Below are 20,219 nucleotides of genomic sequence, written 5' to 3' on the forward strand. Positions count from 1 at the left end.
CCCGGTGATTCTCTGTCACCATTGCTTTCCCAAAAGGAATTTTGTGACATAATTGTAGCTGTATAGTCAGCATCAGTGCGCAGGGTTTTCATGTCTCACCATTACGATCCCATCGAATTGCTAGAGTTGTTGGACTGGCAAGTCGAAACCAGTTTACGGCACATCGCCGGAACCGTTATTACGGGTCTTCTGGCCGGGTGCCTGATCGTGTTTGGCGAGCACAGCCTGGAACGCGCACGGCCATTGTTTAGCGTGATCGACCAGAATTACGGCATGTGGCAAAACGGCTTTGGCTTTGTCACCATCCTGATTGGTTTCGTGTGGGTGGCTGCCATGATGCAAAAGGTCAATTTGTACCTGGATTGTGTGCGCAAGCGCAATGTGCAGCAGCGGGTGGTCGACCAGCTCCGCGCCAAAGAAGCCGCGCAGGAAGAACGCCGCCGCCAGCGTGAACAGGAACGGGCTGAACGCGAAGCGCTGGCCAATGAACCGGCACTGGCCGGCGGCGCCATGCGCAAGCGTGATGGCAGCAACCGCTTCGACTATTAAATTTCTGATTATTTCTTGCTGGCTGCGCCGAAAATAAAACTCAGCGCGGCAGTTATCAAGCCGATCAACCCTTTACGGGTTTCCGCCAATTCCGCATTTCCCGGAAAAAACAAGGTCACGATCACGCCGACCAGCGACACACCGACGACGGCGCCCGCGATATTGGTCGATGCGGCGTTGCTGGAACCAAAGAAGCGGCCCAATACGCCAAGGTTTTGGCGGTTTTGTTCCAGCTGGAATGTGGCGCTGGAGCGCCGGTAAAATTCCGCTTCTTCCTGCGCCGTGACATTGGCCGATGGCGCCTGGGTCGGCTCCGCGCTGGCGTCGATCGTGACGGACGCAATTGAAGGCGGCGCGCCCGGCGCTTCGGCCGGTGCTGGCTGAGTAGGAATCGTCAAGACTGATGGGTCCTTTGCTGGGCAGTGTCGGCCGCCTGTTTGAAATGGCGCACGATAGTTTCAACCGGGATTCCGGCATTGCGCACGCCGGCCGCGGCTTTCCACGTCAAGTCCCATGGGCTGCCCAGCGCATGCGTCATTTCCGACAGGCGGATGCCCGTAAACTGGCCGTATTGCTTCCACACGTTGTCGAGGAACTGGCGCAATTCCGTATCGGCCGGCGGCGGCACTTCGTTGCCGTCCTCGGCAGCCTTGCTGTCGATTTCCGCACTGCCGTAGCGTTTGAATTCGTGGTACAGCGATGGAATCACGGGGCCATACGGCCACGCTTCGACAGCTTCATCAATCAGTGGCTGGCCGGTATAGCCGGCATACCAGCCGTTCGCGTAATACACGAGCTTTTGCAGCTTCATCGGCGTAATACCCTGCCCGCTGGCTCGCGCCAGGTCGAGAAAGTAATTGGCAATGGCTTTGGGGCTGTACAGCATGGCACGGTTCCGGTATGGGTTAATGGACAGTTTAACACTGGGTGTTCATACAGCCAAATACAAGTACGCGCGGCCGGCGCACAGCGTGCTAGACTGGCATCACACGCTTTCATGGGAGGACTTATGGCAGCAGCACACGACACCTATACCCGCCAGCAAGGCATGCGGAAAACCTACGACGTGGATTTCACCAGCATGCGCTACACGATTTCGCTGGACGGCAAAACGTTGAAGCAGGTAGAACTACCGCTCGACATGCTGGCAGCGTGCGGTGGCGAAGCCAGCTGGAAGATGGCGGTGGCCGACATTGAAAATTTGCGGGGCATGACGGAGCATTGAACGCGGTCAAATAACGCGTCATTGGGGCAGCGAACGCTGCCCTTATTGTTTAGTGAACTTGTTAAAAGTCCAGTTGTTCAGGAAGGATGCCCATGCCAGCTCCCAGCTCGGATAACGTTTGCGGACGCAAGCGGCCACTGCTTTCCTGCCTGGCATATGAAGGTTGAGAAATCCGCAGGCGCTGTGCGACTTCAGCTTGCGTCAATTGCAAATATTCGCGCCACGCGCGTGCCGGCGTGGCGCCATCCACTGTCGCGCTGATGACTTCATGCGGAATCAACGTTCGCTCTTGTTCAAACATGCGCAGATATTCGGCAGTGGCAAGTGCCTATGCCGCTGAGCCGCACGGTGACGCTGTTTGCGCAAGCCAGCGGAGGCGCAGCCCGACCCGCAACTGCGCCGCGCCGCCATCTTGATGGCAGCGATGCCGATGATGAGCATTTACCCCATCGTGGCCCAAGCCTACGGGCTGGAAAACCGCAGCGCCGCAGCGCTGGTGCTGACCACCAGCGCGTCGTTTGTCACGCTGAGCGTGCTGTTGTGGCTGGGCTGAGGGCCGTTACGAAAACTGCTGCTCCGACCAGACCAGGTTCCACAGGTGGCCATCGAGGTCTTCGAAACCCTGGTCGTACATGAAGCCGTGATCTTCCGGCGGGTGCGGCGTGGTGCCGCCTGCGGCAAGCGCCTTGGCAATCAGGCTGTCCACTTCTTCGCGGCTCTCGCAGCTCAGGCAGATCACCACTTCGTTGGCCTCTTTTGCCTTGGCGACAGGCTTGTTGATGAGCGACTGGAAAAACGGTTCCGTTGACAGCACGGCGTGGATGCTGCCGTCGACGATATTCATGAACAGCGCGTTGTCGTTGCTGAATTGCGGGTTGAACGTAAAGCCGAGGGCGGAAAAGAAGGCTTGGGATTTGTTCAAGTCTTTGACGGGCAGGTTGAAGATGATTTGTTTGTGCATGATGTCTCCATAGGAAGATGAGGGGGTGCATCTTGACGACGGATGATGATGCATGAAATCGACGGGGGTGCGGGAAAAAGTTGGCGGTGTGGGCTGCGTTGCAATCAAGATGCTAGAAGTTGAGCGCCCTTCATAAACCACTTCCTTATCTCCGTTACCTTTGCCTGAATGCCCCAATAACAACGCGCGAATTGAAAAACATACGTAGCTAACGTACACTTTATGCCTATGGATGCTATCTTTGTTGAGCTTCCAGCCTTTGAGCGGCACCGGGAAGACTACCTCAGTGATGAATCGTTCAGGCAGTTGCAACAAATGCTCCTGAAGAACCCACGTGCGGGCGACGTCATCGAAGGCACGGCGGACTACGCAAAGTCAGGTTTCTTGAATGGCGCAGGCGAAAAGGAAAACGCGGTGGCATCCGCATAATTTATTACTGGTGGGTCAGCGAAACGCAATTCTTACTGTTCACCGTGTATGACAAGGACGAAGCGACGGATTTAACGCCTCAGCAGAAGAAAGTATTGAAAGCGCTGCTGGAACGCGAACTCAGTGAAAGGTCTTGAACGTGAATGCAAAGCGCGATATTTTTGCCGAACTTGTTGAAGGATTTGACGCATTAGAAGCGGAGCGCGAAGGTAAGAAGACGCTTCGGCGCCATAAGGTCGAAGTTCGCGAAGTGGCTCCCGTTACGCCGGCTGAGTTGGTGTCGCTGCGTAATAACCTTGGTATGTCACGCCCGGTAATGGCACGCTATCTGCGCATCAATGATCGAACCTTGGAAAATTGGGAGCAAGGAAGGAGTAAACCAAATGACCAAGCTTGTACGCTGATTCGGCTGGTCGAGAAGTATCCGGACATGCTGGAGCGATTGGCTAGTGTTTAGGGCAGCTTGCGGATCGCTGCGCTGCCGCAAGCTGACGGCCACTGCAAATTAGTGCGCGCCCACGGCGCGCAACGCTGCCCGCGCAGCGGGCAGCAGCCAGAGGATTCGAAGAGGTACGCGCGTAGTACGCGCGAGACCTTCGAATCTCACCCGCAAGGCGCGCAGGCGCCTTGCTCGTTTCCGCCAAGAAATAAAAAAAGCCGCTTTGGGCGGCTTGTTTTATTTCTTGGCGGAAACGGTGAGATTCGAACTCACGAACGGGTTCCCCCGTCGACAGTTTTCAAGACTGTTGCCTTCAACCACTCGGCCACGTTTCCTTGATACGAGCGCTTGCACAAAGCTGATCCTGTGCATCGCAAGAACGGCAGCATTATACAGGGACTTGCCCCGGAGTCCAGCTCTCCCGTAACGCTTTCTCAAATTCCGCCGCCGGCAATGGCTTCGAGAACAAATATCCCTGCACTTCATCGCACCCGGACGTCTTCAAAAACGCCAGCTGCTCGACGGTTTCCACCCCTTCGGCAATCACCTTGTGCTTCAACTGCTGGGCGATGGAAATGATCGTGCTGGCAATCGCGCAGTCATTGGTGTCGGATGGAATGCCCATCGTGAACGACCGGTCGATCTTCAGCGTATCAATCGGGAACCGCTTCAGGTACGACAGGCTGGAATACCCCGTGCCGAAATCGTCCAGCGACAAGGTCACGCCCAGCGCAGTAATGCGGTCCATGATGCCGATCACGCGGTCGATGTTGTGCATCAGCGTGCTTTCCGTAATTTCCAGCTCCAGCCACGATGGCTCCAGGCCATAGCGTTTCAGCGTTTCCATCACCCGCCCCGGCAAGGCCGATGTGAATTCACGGGCCGATACGTTCACGGCCAGCCGCACTGTGGGCAAGCCGGCCTGCTTCCATGCCTGCGCCTGCGCGCACGCGGTTTCCAGCACCCACTCGCCCACCTGCACCACCAAACCCGTCGCTTCGGCCAGCGGGATGAATTCAACCGGCGGCACCAGGCCGCGCTCCGGATGGCGCCAGCGCACCAGCGCTTCGGCGCCGATGATCTGGCCGCTGGCAATCGAGAATTTCGGCTGGTAGTGCAATTCCAGCTGGCCATTGCCAAGGGCTTGCCGCAGGCCGGATTCAATCCGCATGCGTTCCTGCATGCCCTGGTTCATGTCGCGGCTGTAAAACGCCACGTGCTCGCCATCGGTGTCGCCTTCCTGCAGCTTGGCGCGGTACATGGCGATATCGGCCAGGCGCAGCAGGGTTTCCGCGTCGCTGCCGTCTTGCGGATACACGCTGATGCCGATGCTGGCGCCCACGCGCAAATCGTGGCCGTCGATGTAGAACGGCTCGACCAGCGTGCCAATCAGTTTTTGCGCCACCGTGGACGCTTCGTAATGCTGGTGGATGTCGAACAGGCCGACCGCGAATTCATCGCCGCCCAGGCGGGCCACCAGGTCCTGGTCGCGCAGCGCCACACGGAAACGCTGCGCCACTTCACGCAGCAATTCATCGCCGATGCGGCGGCCCAGCGTATCGTTGATGACCTTGAAACGGTTCAAGTCGATGAACAGCACACAGCCTTGCGTGCGGTTGCGCTGCGCCACCGTCAACGCCTGGTCAACCAGCTTGGTCAGCAAGGTGCGGTTCGGCAAGTTGGTCAGCGCATCGTAATACGCGAGGTGGTGGATGCGCTCTTCCGCCATCTTGCGTTCCGTGATGTCGGTCAGGTACGCAATCAAGCCCACCGGGCGGTCGTCGCGGTCGTGCAAGGTCGACAGCGACAGGCTGGCCCAGAAGACTTCGCCAGACTTCTTTTTGCGGCGCACTTCCATCAGGCGTCCGCCATTTTCCAGGAACGGGTCGTCAAAGCCCGCGTCCTCGTCGTCGTACAGGAACAGGATATTGCGCCCCACCGCTTCCACCGAGCTGTAGCCAAACAGACGCTCGGCCCCCTTGTTCCAGCTGGTGATGAAGCCATTCAAATCCATCGTCAGCACCGATTCGTGGATCTGGTCGAGGATTTGCGACTGGTGCTGCAATTGCGCTTCCACCTGCACGTACGCATGGGTGCTGCGCTGCGCCAGCGAATGCACTTGCAATACGCTGGACGCCAGGCTGGCCAGGCTGGCCAAATGCTGGCGTTCGAGGTCCGAGAACTGGGTTCGGCCACCCACTTCAAACATGCCAAAATACTGGTCTTCGAACTGGATTTCCTGCGTCAGGCTGCCGTCCAGCGGTGGCGGCAACTCATTCCCGGCCGGGACGAAACGGCCCTGCGTGGCATTGGTGACGGAGCGGGCGATCCGCCCCAGTTCTTCCGCCAGTGCCGCCCCACGCAGGCGCAGCACGGCGTCGCATAATGCGGCGCTGCTGCCCAGGAAGTCGGAAACCGGATGCGCCGCCATGCTCAAAGATTCCTACTGACTTGAATGGCCCAGTGATACGCTTGCAGCAGACTGCGCCACCAGGTTTCATGGTCCAGTTCCAGATCGCGCAGCGCGCTGCTGTCGGGACGGTCCTGCTCCACCACTTTTAATAGTTCGCCATAGGGACCGGCGCGGTCCAGCAGCGCCATCACCACGTCCAGGTCGAGGCTCAGCGCGGCGACGATTTCCGTCATTGGCATGCCCAATAACACGTCCAGCAGCGAAAACACGCCCGTCACAAACGCCATGTCTTGCTGGTCGCGGTCGCCGCCACGCAGCTTGACCAGCGCTTCCATTTGCGCCGCACGCACGGCCGCCAGCGGCAGCAGCGGGTTCGCGCCGCCATCGTCTTGCTGGCGCGCGTACAGCAGCAATTGCAGCCAGCGCTGCAACTGGCGGCGGCCCAGCACATTGATGGCCTGGCCAAAGCTGTGGATCGGCGTACTCAGTGCAAAGGCAGCGGAGTTGACCACTTTGAGCAAGTGATACGACAGCGCCGGGTCTTGTTTCAGCAGGATTTCCAGTTCGCGCGAATCCGCGTCGCGCGCCAGCAAGCCCAACAGCGCCAATAAACGCTTGCGCGATGTGCCGTCGCCCTGGGCCGCGTCCGGGTCGGGATGGCGCGCATAGTCGCCGCAAAACCAGGCCATGCCCGCAGCCTTGGCCGCGTCGCGGCGCGCCTGCGTATCGACGTTCAGCGCCAGGTGCGGGCCCGGCATCGTCAGCATCGCCAGTTCGCTGGGGACATTTTCACTGCAATCAAACGCCATGCTGCGGATGCCCGCCTGGCCCGCATGGATGCCGCCTTCTCCCTCGACCAGCAAACGGTAGCCCTGCTCGGCCAGCTGCTTGCATTTCTTTTGGCTGCCAGCCGTGCACGCGGACAGCGGCACGCGGAACATCACCATGGAAGACGGCAGGGAGCGCAATTGCGCGGGGTCGGTCACGGCCAAATCCGGCGCCGTGACGATGCAGTCCAGCGGCGCCAGCGCCGCCTGCATATCGGGATAGCTGAACACCGCCTGCAGCGCATTGAGCGCCCCGCCGGGGTCGGCCACAATATCAAAAGCCAACGCCACCCACTCATGCTGGGCGTTCGTCACGGCTTTCAGGCCCACCAACGGAAACGGGCTAGCTTCAGGCAAAGACATCAGTATCTCAGGGTTGGTAGTGTGGCAATGGTAGAGCAAATATTGATTTCAGGCAATCAATTGCGTACCAGAAACAACACTACGTCGTGCAATTTGGCAATCTATCTTCCGGGAATCCCGGAATGCTTGAATATATCAGAAATTGCCGAACGGACAGCCTAAGCGTCAATTGTGTGCGCCAGTTGCTTTCAGCATGAGAGAGCTGAATGCCCCGGCCCCGTTTAACTGCCCCCACCGGCAAATTGCACGGCATACCGGATCAATTCCGCCTGCCCTTCAATGCCCAGTTTGCGTTTGATGTTGAGGCGGTGCGTTTCCACCGTGCGCACGGATAAATCCAGGTCCCTTGCGATTTGCTTGTTGCTGTGGCCGTTCGCGATGTGGCGCAGCACCTGGTGTTCACGCGTGGTCAGCTGGTTATCGATGTTTTGCGGTTTGGCCAGTTGGCGGGCCAGCGCGGCGCTGTAATAAATGCCGCCCGACATCACGGTTTCAATGGCCACGACGATGTCTTTGCCTGGCGCATCTTTCAATACATAGCCGCGCGCACCAGCCGCAATGGCTTGCGACACATACTCCAGCTTGTCGTGCATCGACAAGATCAACACGGCAATTTGCGGAAATTGCTGGCGGAATTGCGCGGTGGCTTCAATGCCGTTGCCGCCCCGCATATTGATGTCCATCAAGACCAGGTCGATATCGGTATGGCGCGCCTGTTCCAGCGCTTCTTGTGCGCCGCCCGCTTCCGCCACCACCTGGAATTGCGGCATGGCTTCCAGCCGCGCCCGCAAGCCGTCGCGCACCAGGGGGTGGTCGTCCACCAACAGGATTTTGATCGTCATTGCTCGTTACCTTTCATTGTCAACGCGCGCCAGCACCACGGTGCCGGCCGGCGATGAACTGATATTGAATGTGCCGCCAATCGCGTCCATCCGTTCCATCATGTTGCGCAAGCCGATGCCCCGCTTCGGGTGCACGGCAATGCCGGCCGCATCGAAACCATGGCCATCATCGCTGATGCGCAAGGTGACGCCCCGCTGCCCGCCCGTCAGGCTGATTTCAATGTGGCTGGCGGCGGCATGGCGCTCGATATTGGTCAGCGCTTCTTGCGCAATGCGGAACAGCACCGTGTTGGCCACATCCGGCAAATCTTCCGTACACCCTTCCGACGTAAACAGCACGGGAATGCCGCTGCCCTGCCGCATTTCTTCCGCCAGGTGTTCCAGCGCGGCCGCCAGGCCCAGGTCATCCAGGATAGCAGGACGCAAATTATGGGAAATGCGGCGCACTTCGCCCATCACGTTATTCAACTGTTCGGCCGTATGCTCGAACACGGCCAGCGCGGATTCACGCTGTTCCTGCTTGCCTCCCAGGCGGATGATGCCGGCTTCGATCTGCAGCTTGATCGACACCAGCCACTGCGAAATCCCGTCATGCAAATCGCGCGACAGGCGGGCCCGCTCTTCTTCCTGCGATTCCACCACGCGCTGCGCCAGCACTTTTAATTTGGCGTCCGCTTCGCGCGATTCGCTGATGTTCAGCGCCAGCCCGGACGTGCCCACCACGATGGCGGCCGCAATGGCAATCACAGTGATCCACAGCATCGTGTTCTGGATATTGCCCTGCTGCTGGATGTCAATCTGCGCCAGCGCCCGGTCCACGTCATCGAGATAAATCCCCGTGCCCAACATCCAGCCCCAGTTTTCCAGCTGGATCACGTAGCCGAGCTTGCGCTCTGGCTTGTGGCTGGATGGCTTGACCCAGTAATACCGCTCAAAGCCCCCGCCGTTTTTTGCCCGCGCCAGCAGGCGCTGGATGGTCGGCACGCCTTCCTGGTCGCGTAATTCATACAGGTTTTGCCCCACCAGTTCCGGCTGGCGCGGATGCATCAGCGAACGGCCCTGCATGTCATACACGAAGAAATAGCCATCGTCGCCAAAACTCAGGCTTTCCAGGATGCGCTTGGCTTCATCCAGGGTGGCGGCATCCGTACGCCCGGACTGATAGAGTCGGGCAATCGAGTGCTGCGCCAGCGCCACGTAATGCTTGAGCTCGGCTTCCTTGCTGGCAAGGTAGGCGCGCTGGATGGTGTCGCGCTGCTGTTGTGCGAGGGTTGCCGCCTGGTGCTGCACCGCCCACGCAATAGCGCACAGGGCCAGGATCAGCGGCGTGATGGCAAGGAAGATGACTTTCTGACGAAGTTTCATTCCGGAATTCTACCCCCGGCACCCCCGCCTACGCTCCGTATTACTACTTATCAGCCTGCGTAATGGTGCGCTTGTGGCAGATATGCCGCTCCTGAATACTTGTCATCAGCAATAACTACAACGGAGGAGAAGATGAATCCAGTAATGAGCCGACTGGGCTGGGCAGCACTATCGCTGCTGGGCGCCGGATCGCTGGGCGTCGTGGCGCTCAAGCGGGGTGAAAGCATCAATGCCGTATGGATCGTGGTGGCGGCTGTTTGCGTCTACCTGATCGCATACCGTTTCTACAGCAAGTTCATTGCCGAGAAAGTGGTCGGCCTCGATGCGAAGCGCATGACGCCCGCCTACAAATTCAACGATGGCCTGGACCACGTACCGACCAACAAGAACGTCTTGTTCGGCCACCACTTTGCCGCCATTGCCGGCGCCGGTCCGCTGGTCGGTCCCGTACTGGCCGCGCAAATGGGCTACCTGCCCGGCATGCTGTGGATCCTGGCAGGCGTCGTGTTTGCGGGCGCCGTGCAGGATTTCATCGTGCTGTTCATTTCCATGCGCCGCGACGGCCGCTCGCTGGGCGACTTGATCAAGTCCGAACTGGGCCCGATTCCCGGCAATATCGCCTTGCTCGGCACCTTCATGATCATGGTGATCATCCTGGCCGTGCTGGCGCTGATCGTCGTGAAAGCGCTGGCGCACTCGCCATGGGGCAGCTTCACCGTGATGGCGACCATTCCCATCGCGCTGTTCATGGGCGTGTATTCCCGCTATGTGCGCGTCGGCCGCATCGGCGAAGTGTCCATCATTGGCTTCGTCATGCTGATGCTGGCCATCATGGGCGGCCAATATGTGCAGGAAAACCCGGCGCTGGCGCCAATGTTTACGTTCAACGGCACGGAACTGGTGTGGATGCTGATCGGCTACGGCTTCGTGGCGTCCGTGCTGCCCGTGTGGCTGCTGCTGGCGCCGCGCGATTACCTGTCGACCTTCCTGAAGATCGGCACCATTGTCGGCCTGGCGCTGGGCATCCTGGTTGTCGCCCCGGCCCTGCAAATGCCGGCCGTAACGAAGTTCATCGATGGCACCGGCCCCGTGTGGGCAGGTAATTTGTTCCCGTTCCTGTTCATCACCATTGCCTGCGGCGCCGTGTCCGGCTTCCACGCACTGATTTCGTCCGGCACCACGCCGAAAATGATCGAGAATGAAAGCCATGCCCGCTTCATCGGCTATGGCGCCATGCTGATGGAATCGTTTGTCGCCATCATGGCGCTGGTGGCTGCGTCCACCATCGATCCAGGCGTGTACTTTGCCATGAACAGCCCTGCCGCGCTGCTGGGCACGACGCCGGAAGCCGCCGCGCAAGTAATTGCCGGCTGGGGCTTCCACATCACGCCGGACATGCTGGTGCAAACAGCGAAAGACGTGGGCGAGACATCGATTATTTCCCGCGCCGGCGGCGCACCGACCTTGGCTGTCGGCATGGCGCACATCCTGTCGAATGTCATCGGCGGCAAAGCCATGATGGCGTTCTGGTACCACTTCGCAATTTTGTTTGAAGCGCTGTTCATCCTGACCGCGGTCGATGCAGGCACCCGCGCCGGCCGCTACATGCTGCAAGACTTGCTGGGCGCCTTTGCGCCATCGTTCAAGGATTCCAACAACACGATGGCAGGCTTGACCGCCACCGCGCTGTGCGTGGCGGCCTGGGGCTACTTCCTGTACCAGGGCGTGGTCGACCCGCTGGGCGGCATCAATACCTTGTGGCCGCTGTTCGGCATTGCCAACCAGATGCTGGCCGGTATCGCGCTGATTCTCGCCACCTGTGTGCTGTTCAAGATGAAGCGCGCCCAGTTTGCGTGGGTCACGATGGTGCCGACCGCGTGGCTGCTGCTGTGCACTTTGACTGCCGGCTACCAGAAAATTTTTGACGCGAATCCGAAAGTCGGCTTCCTGGCGCACGCCGCCAAGTACAGCACGGCCATCACGGAAGACAAGGTGCTGGCGCCGGCCAAGTCCATGGGGCAAATGCACCAGATCGTGTTCAACGATTACCTCGACGCGTCGCTGGCAGGCTTCTTCATGGTGGTGGTGCTGGCGGTGCTGGGCTTCGGTATCCGCACGGCGCTGGCGGCGCGCAGCAACGCGAAGCCGACCGCCAACGAAAGCCCGATGGTGGCTATGCCTGCGGTGCAGTGATGTTCAGCGAAATCATCGAGGCCGGCATGCAGGCCGGCCGCTACCTCGGGCAAAGCATGCGGCTGATGGTGGGCTTGCCCGAGTATGACGCCTACGTGGCGCACCATGAAAAAACCCATCCGGATTTGCCGATGATGAGTTACGAAGAGTTCTTCCGCGAACGCCAGGAAGCCCGCTACGGCGGGGCCGGCAAGCGCGGCGGCTGCTGCTGAAGCCTCACAGATTTATCCCCGGGATTGATGTCCCTTATGCCTCGGCTTCACGGCCGGGGCATTTTTTTTGAGCCGGACACAGCCGTAACGTTAGATAAATATCAACGTGTTAAAAGACCCGACAGTTATATTTTCCTGACGGAATTATAGGCCGGGACTTATGCTCAGCTTTGAACGCTCCGGCTTGAGCCGGAAACTCACGATGATCAGTGCCTGGTCGACCGGCAGCGCTTTGCTGCTGGCGTTTGCTGTTTTTGCAGCCACGCATGTGTCGAGCCAGCTGGATCAAGAGCGCCGCCAGTTGCACACGCTGGCGGGCACGGTAGCGGCCAGCAGTTCCATTGCGCTGCTGTACGTCGATCCGTCGCAAGCAAGCCAGGTGCTGGCGCTGGCCGCGTTTGAGGGCCGCGACGATATCCGGCAAGTCGTGCTGTTCGACCGCGACGGCAAGCTGCTGGCCCGCAGCACCATGCATGACGACGGCCCTGCCCCGCCGCCGGACCTGGAATTGCGGCGCCTGCAGGATATCGGCAAGAAGGGGGAACATGAATTTTCCGGCCCGCTGTGGGCGCCGGGTTTGCGCCTGTACCGCGGCGTGCACTTCCAGCAAGACCAGGTGGGCGCCGTCATGCTGGAAGCGGGCTTGCCCCATATGTGGTGGGGCGTGCTGCAAAACCTGGCGGGCGGCGCATTGGCGGCCTTGCTGTCCTTCGGCTGCGCGCTGTGGCTGGCGCGCCGCTTCCGCGACGGCATCGCGGAACCGATTGCCAGCCTGATCGCCGCGGCGCGCCAGGCTGCCGATGGCCAGCCCGGCGCGCGCCTGCAGCACAGCCGTACCGATGAACTGGGCGCACTGCTCGACAGCTTCAATGACATGCTGGTGCAAATCGCCAGCCGCGATGCGCGCCTCGCGCAATACCGCGACCAACTGGAACGGCAAGTGTCCGTGCGCACCGAGCAGCTGGAGAAAGCCAAGAATGCGGCGGAAGCGGCCAGCCAGGCCAAGAGCGCGTTCCTTGCCACGATGAGCCATGAAATCCGCACGCCGATGAATGGCGTGCTGGGCATGACGGAATTGCTGCTATCGACGCCATTGACGGACGTGCAGCGCCACTACACGGACATGGTCAAGCGCTCTGGCGAACATTTGCTGGTCATCATCAACGACATCCTGGATTTTTCAAAGATCGAAGCGGGCAAGCTGACGGTTGAATACATCCACTTCAACTTCCGCGAGCTGCTGGACGACATCGACCAGGTGTTTACGCCGCAGGCGCACGCCAAAGGCATTGCCATGGAATTCGCCATTGCCAACGATATTCCTGTCGCCATATGCGGCGACCCGAACCGGCTGCGGCAAGTGCTGTTCAACTTGCTGGGCAACGCCATCAAGTTCACGGAGACGGGCAAGATCACCGTCAAGGTGGCGGCGACCAGCGAAGATGCGCAAAGCGTGGACTTGCGCTTTGAAGTGCACGACACGGGTATCGGCGTGTCGCGCGAGGCACGCAGCCGTATTTTTACATCGTTCTCGCAAGCCGATGGCTCCACCACGCGCAAGCATGGCGGCACGGGACTGGGGCTGGCCATTTCAAAGCAGCTGGTGGAATTGATGGGTGGCGCCATCGGTGTCGACCACGCGCTGACGCAAGGGTCGATTTTCTGGTTTGCGCTGCGCTTCGACAAGCGCCGCGTGGATGACGCGGACGGCGCCGACATGCAGCCATCTGCCGCCATGGGCAAGCGCGCACTGGTTGCCGATCCGTTGCCGGAAAACCGTTTGCTGCTGGAGCGCCAGCTGACGCGCTGGCAAATGCACGTCGATTGCGCGGAATCGTCTGACGTGGCGCTGCGCATGCTGCGCGACAGCGCCGCGCGGGGCCACGCCTACGATGTGGCGCTGCTCGACATGGACTTGCGGCCCGGCAGCGGCTTGATGCTGGCGGCCGACATCAAAGCCGATGCCGCTCTTGCCGGCGTGCGGCTGCTGCTGCTGGCCAGCGAACGCACTGCGGCCGATACCGTGCAGCGGCGCGAAGCGGGCGTGGCGTTCCAGCTGATTAAACCGCCGCGCGCCTGCGATTTATTTGACTGCATCGTGACGCCATTGCGTTCAGATGCGCGGCATAGCGAGGCAACGGCGCCAGCACCCGCTTCCCCGCCGGCGGCGGCAGCCGCGCATGCAACGGCTGCGCCGGGAATGGATAGCGCCGGCCATCCCGCCCTCCCCGCCGCCGCAGCCGCCGCGCGGCAAGGCAAGCGCCGCAAGGTGCTGCTGGCCGAAGACAACCCGATCAACGTGCAAGTGGCGTCGGCCATGCTGCAAAGCCTGGGACTGGACGTACGCTGCGCCGGCAACGGCGCGGAGGCGCTCGACGCGCTGCGCACCAGCGCGTTCGATGCGGTACTGATGGATTGCCAGATGCCCGTCATGGATGGCATCGCCGCGACGGCGGAAATCCGCCGCCACGAACAGCAGCAAGGCCGCACGCGCCTGCCCGTGGTGGCCATCACGGCCAACGCACTGCCCGGCGACCGCGAAACCTGCCTGGCGGCCGGCATGGATGATTACATCAGCAAGCCATTTACGCGGCAGGGATTGGGAGACACGCTGTCGCGCTGGATCAAGCTGCCGCGCATGGCGCCACAACGGGACACGGTGCAGCAGCCGGCGCCGCCCGTTGCGCCGCCTCCCGCGGATGCGCCTACGCCATCCATGCCGCTCAACCCGCGCGCACTGGACAACATCCGCGCCCTCAACAATGGCAAATCCCCTAGCCTGCTGCGCCGTGTCACGCAAACGTTCCTGGACGACACGCCCAGGCAATTGGCGGCGCTGCGCACCGCGCTGAATCAAAACCAGCCGGATGCGCTGCGCCGCATTGCCCACAGCCTGAAATCGGGCAGCGGCAATGTCGGCGCCGACGCCATGGCGCAGCTGTGCAAAGAACTGGAACAACTGGGCCAGGCCCACACCACCGAAGGCGCACCGGCCCTGCTGGCCGGCTTGGAACGGGAATTCGAAGCGGTGCAGCGCGCCCTCTGCACTGTCCTGGAAAAGGAGCCGTGATATGGCAGCGCTACACAGTCCTTCCCGTGGCACCGTGCTGGTGGCCGACGATGACCCCGTCATGCGCCTGCTGATGCTGGAAATGCTGGCGCAAGTGGGCCTGGATGCAGTGGAAGCGGAAGACGGCGCCAGCGCGCTGGCGCGCTTCCGGCAAATCCGCCCTGACCTCGTGCTGCTCGACGTCGACATGCCAGGCATGGGCGGCTTTGACGTGTGCCGCGCCATCCGCGCGCAGGAACAAGGCAGCGCCGTCCCCATCATCATGGTGACGGGCGGCGATGACGTGGAAGCCGTCACGCAGGCGTATGAAGATGGCGCGACGGATTTTGTGTCGAAGCCCATCAACTGGCCCATCCTCGGGCACCGCGTGCTGTACGTGCTGCGCGCCAGCGACGCCATCGCGCGGCTGCGCGTAGCCGACGCGCATAACCGTGCCGTGCTGGCCGCCATACCCGACACGTTTTTCAGGCTGAACCTGGACGGCTACTACCTCGATTACGACCGGGGCCAGGACAATAGCCGGCATGCCGCCGGGGACGCCTGCGTGGGCCGCCACATCAGCGACGTGCTGCCGCCGAAAATCGCCGCGCAAATGCTGGAACAGGTGCACGCCGTGCTGGCCACGCATACGGTGCGGGCGCTGGACTACGAGTTGCATGAAGGCGGCGATGTCCGTCATTTTGAAGCGCGGCTGGTCTCCACTGGCGCCGGCGACGTGCTGGGGCTCGTGCGCGACATCAGTGAACGCAAACGCACGGAAGAACAAATCCGCCGCCTCGCCTATTGCGACAGCCTGACGGGCATCCCCAACCGGCAAGCGTTTCTTGAATCGCTGGAACGGGAACTGGCCCGCTCGCGCCAGCACGGCAAAAAATTCGCGGTACTGTTCATGGACCTCGACGCCTTCAAGCGCATCAACGATACGCTGGGCCACGACGTGGGCGACTTGCTGCTGAAGGCCGTGTCGGAGCGGCTGCACGACACCATCCGGCCCGGCGACACCGTGACCCGCGCGCAGCAGGGCGACTTCCCGCCCGGGAACCTGGCGCGGCTGGGCGGCGATGAATTCACGATCCTGATCCCTGACCTGGAAAAAGTCGACTTCGCGCTGGCCGTCGCGCAGCGCGTCAAGGATGCGATGCGCCGCCCTTTCCTGCTGGATGGCCATGAAATTTTTGTTACGGCCAGCATCGGCATTTCACTGTATCCGCAAGACGGTGAAGACAGCAGTTCGCTGTTGAAGTACGCCGATACGGCGATGTACCACGCGAAAAACCTGGGCAAGAACAATGCGCAGCTGTACCGCTCATCGCTGACGATGCAAATCATGAGCCACGTAAAACTGGAGACAGGCTTGCGCAAGGCGCTGCAAAACGATGAACTGTATTTGCTGTACCAGCCGCAAGTGGACGTCGCCAGTTCGCAAGTAGTGGGCGTGGAAGCGCTGGTGCGCTGGCGCCATCCGGAACACGGCGTCATGCCGCCCAATGAATTCATCCCGCTGGCGGAAGAAACCGGCTTGATCGTGCCGATCGGCGCGTGGGTGCTGCGTACCGCGTGCGCACAGGCCCGCTTGTGGCAAGACGTGTGCCGCCGCCCCGTGCGGCTGGCCGTGAACCTGTCGGCACGCCAGTTCAAGGATGAAAACCTGACGCAGACCGTGCTGGCCGCGCTGCAGGAATCGGGACTGGAAGCGGGCCTGCTGGAACTGGAACTGACGGAAAGCACGCTGATGGACGATGCGCGCGCCACCCTGGCCACCTTGGAACAGTTGCGCGGCATCGGCGTACTGCTGTCGATCGATGATTTCGGGACCGGCTATTCGTCGATGAATTACCTGAAGCGCTTCGACGTGCACACGCTGAAGATCGACAAGACTTTTATTTCAGGCTTGCCGGAAGACTCGGAAGACGCCGCCATCACGCGCGCCATCATCGCGCTGGGGCACGGCTTGCGTATGGTGGTGGTGGCGGAAGGCGTGGAGACGGAAGAACAGTTCTCGCTGCTGGAGCAATATGGCTGCGACCTTGCCCAGGGCTTTTACCTGGGCAAGCCGTCAACGCATGAAGCGATTACGCAAATGCTGAAAATACAGCGGGCGCCGATTGCAAGGCAGGCTTGATTACAAGACTTTGTCCGCCTTGAATGCGGCAATATCGGCATCGCTGTAGCCGAGCGATTTCAATACTTCGTAATTGTGTTCGCCCAGGCCCGGCCCCATCCAATGCGTATGGCCGGGCGTCTCCGACAGCTTCGGCGAAATCGCCGGCAGCTTGACCGGCGTGCCATCGGCAAACTGGTGCTGTTCAAACATGTTACGGGCCAGGAATTGCGGATCCGTCATCATGTCCTTGACTGAATAAATCTTTCCGGCCGGGACATCGGCGGCTTGCAGGATCGCCAGCGCTTCATCGATGGACTTGGTATCGCACCATGCCTGGATCGCGCCATCGATATCGGCGGTCCGCGCAACGCGCCCGTCGTTGCGCTCCATTTGCGGATCGCCGGCCATGTCGTCGCGGCCAATGGCCAGCATCAGGCGTTTGAAGATCGCGTCGCCGTTACCGGCAATGACGACGTTATCGCCATCTTTGGTCGTGTACGTATTCGATGGCACGATACCCGGCAATGCGCCGCCCGTGCGCTCGCGCACCACGCCCGCATGGTCGTATTCCGGCACCAAGGACTCCATCAGGTTGAACACGGATTCATACAGCGCCACGTCCACCATCTGGCCCTGGCCATGTTCACGGCCGCCGGTCGCATCGCGGTGGCGCAATGCCATCATGGCGCCGATCACGCCGTGCAGCGCCGCCACGGAATCGCCAATCGACACGCCCACGCGCACCGGTGGACGGTCCGCATGGCCGGACACATAGCGCAAACCGCCCATCGATTCGCCAATGGCGCCAAAGCCTGGCTGGTCTTTCATCGGCCCCGTCTGGCCAAAGCCGGACAGGCGCACCATGATGGTGGAGGGCTTGTCGGCCTTCAGCTGTTCATAGCCAAGGTCCCACTTTTCCAGCACGCCGGGGCGGTAGTTTTCAATGATGATGTCTGCTTCCAGGGCCAGCTGGCGCGCAATGGCGCGGCCGCGCGCATCCTTCATGTTCAGCGTAATGCTTTTCTTGTTGCGGGCCTGAACCGACCACCACAGCGACGTGCCGTCTTTCAGCACGCGCCATTTGCGGATCGGGTCGCCGTCGCCGGGCGCTTCCACCTTGATGACTTCGGCGCCGAATTCGGCCAGCATGCGGGCGCAAAACGGGCCGGCGATCAGCGTGCCGAGTTCCAGGACTTTGATGCCCTTCAGCGGGCCATGGGTAGGTTTTTGTTGGTCGTTCATGTAGTACGGCGGTCGAGCATGGCACGCGCGATGGTGCCCGCGTCCACATATTCGAGCTCGCCGCCGACCGGCACGCCACGCGCCAGACGGCTCACCTTCAGTCCGCGCGCCTTCAGCATCTCGCTGATGTAATGCGCAGTGGCTTCGCCTTCGTTGGTAAAGTTCGTGGCCAGCACCACCTCTTCCACCACGCCGTCATTGGCGCGGTCCACCAGCTTTTCCAGATGGATGTCTTTCGGGCCGATGCCGTCGAGCGGCGACAGGCGGCCCATCAGCACGAAATACAGGCCCTTGTACGTCAGGGTCTGCTCGATCATCATCTGGTCGGCCGGCGTTTCCACCACACACAGCAGGCGCCGGTCGCGCTCTTCATCGCGGCACGTGCCGCAAATCTCTTCTTCCGTGAAGGTATTGCACAGCGCGCAGTGATGCACGGCTTCCACCGCCTGGTACAAGGCGCGCGACAGCATGGCCGCGCCTTCGCGGTCATGCTGCAGCAAGTGAAACGCCATACGCTGTGCGGATTTTGGTCCGACACCGGGCAGGCGGCGCAATGCCTCCGTCAGCAATTCCAGCGATTTGGCCATCAGTGCTGCTTGAACTGGCTGAGGATGTCGGCCGTCATGGTCGGCACGAATTCTGTGATGGTGTAGCTGGCGGCTCCCGCCTCGTTGAATGGATCGAGTTCGATCACGGCTTCAATGTCGGCTTTACTGTCGGCCGTGGCGATGATGACGCCCCCGGTTCGGGGCACCATCCGGCCGGACATGAGGAACATGCCATTGTCATATTGCTCGCGCAAGTATTCCCGATGCTTGGCCAACAGCGCGTCGATTTCCTCCGCGGGCTTCAGGTACGTGAGCGTTATGATGAACATGATGGTTTAGAAAGGCATCTTGAAACCGGCTGGCAAATTCAGGCCGGCGGTCAGGCCGCTCATTTTTTCCGCGGACGTTGCTTCTGCCTTGCGCACGGCGTCGTTGAACGCGGCGGCAACCAGGTCTTCCAGCATGTCTTTGTCGTCGGCCAGCAGCGATGGGTCGATCGACACGCGTTTGACGTCGTTTTTGCAGGTCATTACAACCTTCACCAGGCCGGCGCCGGACTGGCCTTCCACTTCGATCTGGCCCAGCGCTTCCTGGGCTTTTTTCATGTTGTCCTGCATTGCCTGCGCTTGTTTCATCAGGCCGGCCAGTTGGTTTTTCATCATGGTGGGATTCTCCTAAATGTCAGTATAGCGAATGTTCTTGCTTTGTCAGTGTGCCGGTGGCGCCGGCGGCGGCACGATCGAGCCGGGCACCACAAAGGCGCCGAACTCGCGGATCATGCTCTTGATGAACGGGTCGTTGGCCACGGTTTCCTCGGCGGCGCGCTGCACGGCTTCCCGGTGCGCCTGCGCTTCCGCGCTGGCCGTGTACCAGACCGGCCCCAGTTCCGTTTCCACCCGAATCGGGCGATTGAAGCGTTCCGTCAGCGCTGCCGCCAGTTTTTCCACATTTTGGGGCGTACGCCACGTTTCAATAGGCACTTTGACGAAAAACTGGGCGGATGCCGCGCCATCGGGCTCGCATTTGATCAATTCTGCCTGCGTGGCCAGCTGCTGGGCTACACCGCGCAGCGGCAAACGGGCAGCCAATGCGGGCCAGTTGCCGTCCCAGTCCAGTTCAGGAACCGGCGTGATCACGTATTCGTAAGGCGGCTTGACCGGGGCGCGCTGGGGCGCCTGCGGCACGGACGCCGGCGCATCAGCCTGCGCACCATTCGATGCGGCAACAGCTGTGTCGTCAGAGAATTCCGTGACCCATGGCGGCAAGTCATCATCCGGCGCTTGCTGGCGCGCTTGCACGCGCGGCGGCGCTTCCAGCACGGCCGTGTCGCCGCCTATGGCGGGACGGCCATCGTCCCACGGAGCCTCTTCCCACGGCGGCGTCGCTTGCTGCACGGGCGGCGCATCTTCCCACGGCGCCGGGCCGCGCGCCTGCGCG

The 20,219-nt window shown here is 61.0% G+C and carries 21 protein-coding genes, 1 tRNA gene and 1 pseudogene; 9 read left to right on the forward strand and 14 right to left on the reverse strand.

All coding sequences use genetic code 11. The features are described from left to right. The first annotated feature begins 90 nt into the window (after nucleotides 1-90). Nucleotides 91-549 (forward strand): hypothetical protein, encoded by a 459-nt coding sequence (locus tag GM668_RS28490; protein WP_155442363.1) that lies wholly within the window; start codon nucleotides 91-93, stop codon nucleotides 547-549. Nucleotides 550-557: 8 nt separating this feature from the next. On the opposite strand, the gene GM668_RS28495 is transcribed toward GM668_RS28490, so the two are convergent. Next, nucleotides 558-947, reverse strand: coding sequence for a hypothetical protein (locus tag GM668_RS28495; protein ID WP_155442364.1), 390 nt, complete (start codon nucleotides 945-947; stop codon nucleotides 558-560). After that, complete coding sequence (locus tag GM668_RS28500; protein WP_211923470.1) at nucleotides 944-1,435, reverse strand: Panacea domain-containing protein; 492 nt, start codon at nucleotides 1,433-1,435, stop codon at nucleotides 944-946. Before GM668_RS28500 ends, GM668_RS28495 begins: the two co-directional genes overlap by 4 nt. Before the next feature lie 123 nt (nucleotides 1,436-1,558). On the opposite strand from GM668_RS28500, the gene GM668_RS28505 reads away from it, so the two are divergent. Then, entirely contained in the window at nucleotides 1,559-1,774 is a 216-nt protein-coding gene (locus GM668_RS28505) for a hypothetical protein (protein ID WP_155442365.1), read from the forward strand. Nucleotides 1,775-1,835: 61 nt separating this feature from the next. Here the strand turns inward: GM668_RS28505 and GM668_RS28510 are convergent, their stop codons facing one another. Beyond that, nucleotides 1,836-2,054 carry a helix-turn-helix domain-containing protein gene (locus GM668_RS28510; protein WP_229500046.1) on the reverse strand — a complete coding sequence of 73 codons (219 nt, stop codon included), beginning with the start codon at nucleotides 2,052-2,054 and terminating at the stop codon, nucleotides 1,836-1,838. Nucleotides 2,055-2,132: 78 nt separating this feature from the next. Here GM668_RS28510 and GM668_RS28515 point away from each other — a divergent pair, with 78 nt between their 5' ends. Continuing rightward, nucleotides 2,133-2,327, forward strand: a complete 195-nt coding sequence (locus GM668_RS28515; RefSeq protein WP_155442367.1) for a hypothetical protein — start codon at nucleotides 2,133-2,135, stop codon at nucleotides 2,325-2,327. A 6-nt stretch (nucleotides 2,328-2,333) separates the two neighbouring features. Here the strand turns inward: GM668_RS28515 and GM668_RS28520 are convergent, their stop codons facing one another. Then, nucleotides 2,334-2,735, reverse strand: coding sequence for a VOC family protein (locus GM668_RS28520; RefSeq protein WP_155442368.1), 402 nt, complete (start codon nucleotides 2,733-2,735; stop codon nucleotides 2,334-2,336). A gap of 222 nt (nucleotides 2,736-2,957) precedes the next feature. Between GM668_RS28520 and GM668_RS31380 the strand changes: the two genes are divergently transcribed. Together GM668_RS31380 and GM668_RS28530 are read left to right on the forward strand one after the other, a co-directional pair. Then, nucleotides 2,958-3,164, forward strand: a complete 207-nt coding sequence (locus GM668_RS31380; protein WP_229500048.1) for an addiction module toxin RelE — start codon at nucleotides 2,958-2,960, stop codon at nucleotides 3,162-3,164. A gap of 139 nt (nucleotides 3,165-3,303) precedes the next feature. After that, on the forward strand, nucleotides 3,304-3,621 hold the full coding sequence (locus GM668_RS28530; RefSeq protein WP_170305898.1) for a helix-turn-helix domain-containing protein: 318 nt from the start codon (nucleotides 3,304-3,306) through the stop codon (nucleotides 3,619-3,621). A 227-nt stretch (nucleotides 3,622-3,848) separates the two neighbouring features. On the opposite strand, the gene GM668_RS28535 is transcribed toward GM668_RS28530, so the two are convergent. From GM668_RS28535 to GM668_RS28555, 5 genes are all read right to left on the reverse strand, one after another. After that, nucleotides 3,849-3,938, reverse strand: a tRNA-Ser gene (locus tag GM668_RS28535). A 53-nt stretch (nucleotides 3,939-3,991) separates the two neighbouring features. Next, nucleotides 3,992-6,034 (reverse strand): putative bifunctional diguanylate cyclase/phosphodiesterase, encoded by a 2,043-nt coding sequence (locus tag GM668_RS28540; RefSeq protein WP_155442370.1) that lies wholly within the window; start codon nucleotides 6,032-6,034, stop codon nucleotides 3,992-3,994. Between the two features lie 2 nt (nucleotides 6,035-6,036). After that, complete coding sequence (locus GM668_RS28545) at nucleotides 6,037-7,206, reverse strand: HDOD domain-containing protein (protein ID WP_155442371.1); 1,170 nt, start codon at nucleotides 7,204-7,206, stop codon at nucleotides 6,037-6,039. 221 nt (nucleotides 7,207-7,427) lie between these two features. Beyond that, entirely contained in the window at nucleotides 7,428-8,048 is a 621-nt protein-coding gene (locus GM668_RS28550; RefSeq protein WP_155442372.1) for a response regulator, read from the reverse strand. A gap of 6 nt (nucleotides 8,049-8,054) precedes the next feature. Beyond that, on the reverse strand, nucleotides 8,055-9,413 hold the full coding sequence (locus tag GM668_RS28555) for a cache domain-containing protein (protein ID WP_155442373.1): 1,359 nt from the start codon (nucleotides 9,411-9,413) through the stop codon (nucleotides 8,055-8,057). 132 nt (nucleotides 9,414-9,545) lie between these two features. On the opposite strand from GM668_RS28555, the gene GM668_RS28560 reads away from it, so the two are divergent. The 4 genes from GM668_RS28560 (at nucleotide 9,546) to GM668_RS28575 (ending at nucleotide 17,010) form a co-directional block, all read left to right on the forward strand. Further along, a complete protein-coding gene (locus GM668_RS28560) occupies nucleotides 9,546-11,606 on the forward strand; it encodes a carbon starvation CstA family protein (RefSeq protein ID WP_155442374.1) in 2,061 nt (686 codons plus the stop codon). Next, a complete protein-coding gene (locus GM668_RS28565; RefSeq protein WP_155442375.1) occupies nucleotides 11,606-11,818 on the forward strand; it encodes a YbdD/YjiX family protein in 213 nt (70 codons plus the stop codon). Before GM668_RS28560 ends, GM668_RS28565 begins: the two co-directional genes overlap by 1 nt. A gap of 202 nt (nucleotides 11,819-12,020) precedes the next feature. Further along, nucleotides 12,021-14,888 carry a hybrid sensor histidine kinase/response regulator gene (locus GM668_RS28570; RefSeq protein WP_308506852.1) on the forward strand — a complete coding sequence of 956 codons (2,868 nt, stop codon included), beginning with the start codon at nucleotides 12,021-12,023 and terminating at the stop codon, nucleotides 14,886-14,888. A 1-nt stretch (nucleotide 14,889) separates the two neighbouring features. Continuing rightward, entirely contained in the window at nucleotides 14,890-17,010 is a 2,121-nt protein-coding gene (locus GM668_RS28575) for a putative bifunctional diguanylate cyclase/phosphodiesterase (protein WP_155442377.1), read from the forward strand. Here GM668_RS28575 and GM668_RS28580 read toward each other — a convergent pair whose 3' ends face one another. The 5 genes and pseudogenes from GM668_RS28580 to GM668_RS30670 form a co-directional block, all read right to left on the reverse strand. Beyond that, complete coding sequence (locus GM668_RS28580) at nucleotides 17,011-18,234, reverse strand: CaiB/BaiF CoA transferase family protein (protein ID WP_155442378.1); 1,224 nt, start codon at nucleotides 18,232-18,234, stop codon at nucleotides 17,011-17,013. After that, nucleotides 18,231-18,821, reverse strand: coding sequence for a recombination mediator RecR (recR, locus tag GM668_RS28585; RefSeq protein WP_155442379.1), 591 nt, complete (start codon nucleotides 18,819-18,821; stop codon nucleotides 18,231-18,233). The genes GM668_RS28580 and recR overlap by 4 nt, the downstream gene beginning before the upstream one ends. After that, the gene (locus GM668_RS28590) at nucleotides 18,821-19,111 is read right to left on the reverse strand and encodes a YciI family protein (RefSeq protein WP_155442380.1); all 291 of its coding nucleotides are present in this window, start codon (nucleotides 19,109-19,111) and stop codon (nucleotides 18,821-18,823) included. The genes recR and GM668_RS28590 overlap by 1 nt, the downstream gene beginning before the upstream one ends. 6 nt (nucleotides 19,112-19,117) lie before the next feature. Beyond that, nucleotides 19,118-19,444 (reverse strand): YbaB/EbfC family nucleoid-associated protein, encoded by a 327-nt coding sequence (locus tag GM668_RS28595; protein ID WP_155442381.1) that lies wholly within the window; start codon nucleotides 19,442-19,444, stop codon nucleotides 19,118-19,120. A gap of 45 nt (nucleotides 19,445-19,489) precedes the next feature. Then, nucleotides 19,490-20,219, reverse strand: a pseudogene (locus GM668_RS30670) (DNA polymerase III subunit gamma/tau); the annotation flags it as partial.

Source organism: Pseudoduganella ginsengisoli (assembly GCF_009720865.1).
In the GTDB taxonomy this organism is placed as follows: Bacteria; Pseudomonadota; Gammaproteobacteria; order Burkholderiales; family Burkholderiaceae_D; genus Rugamonas; species Rugamonas ginsengisoli.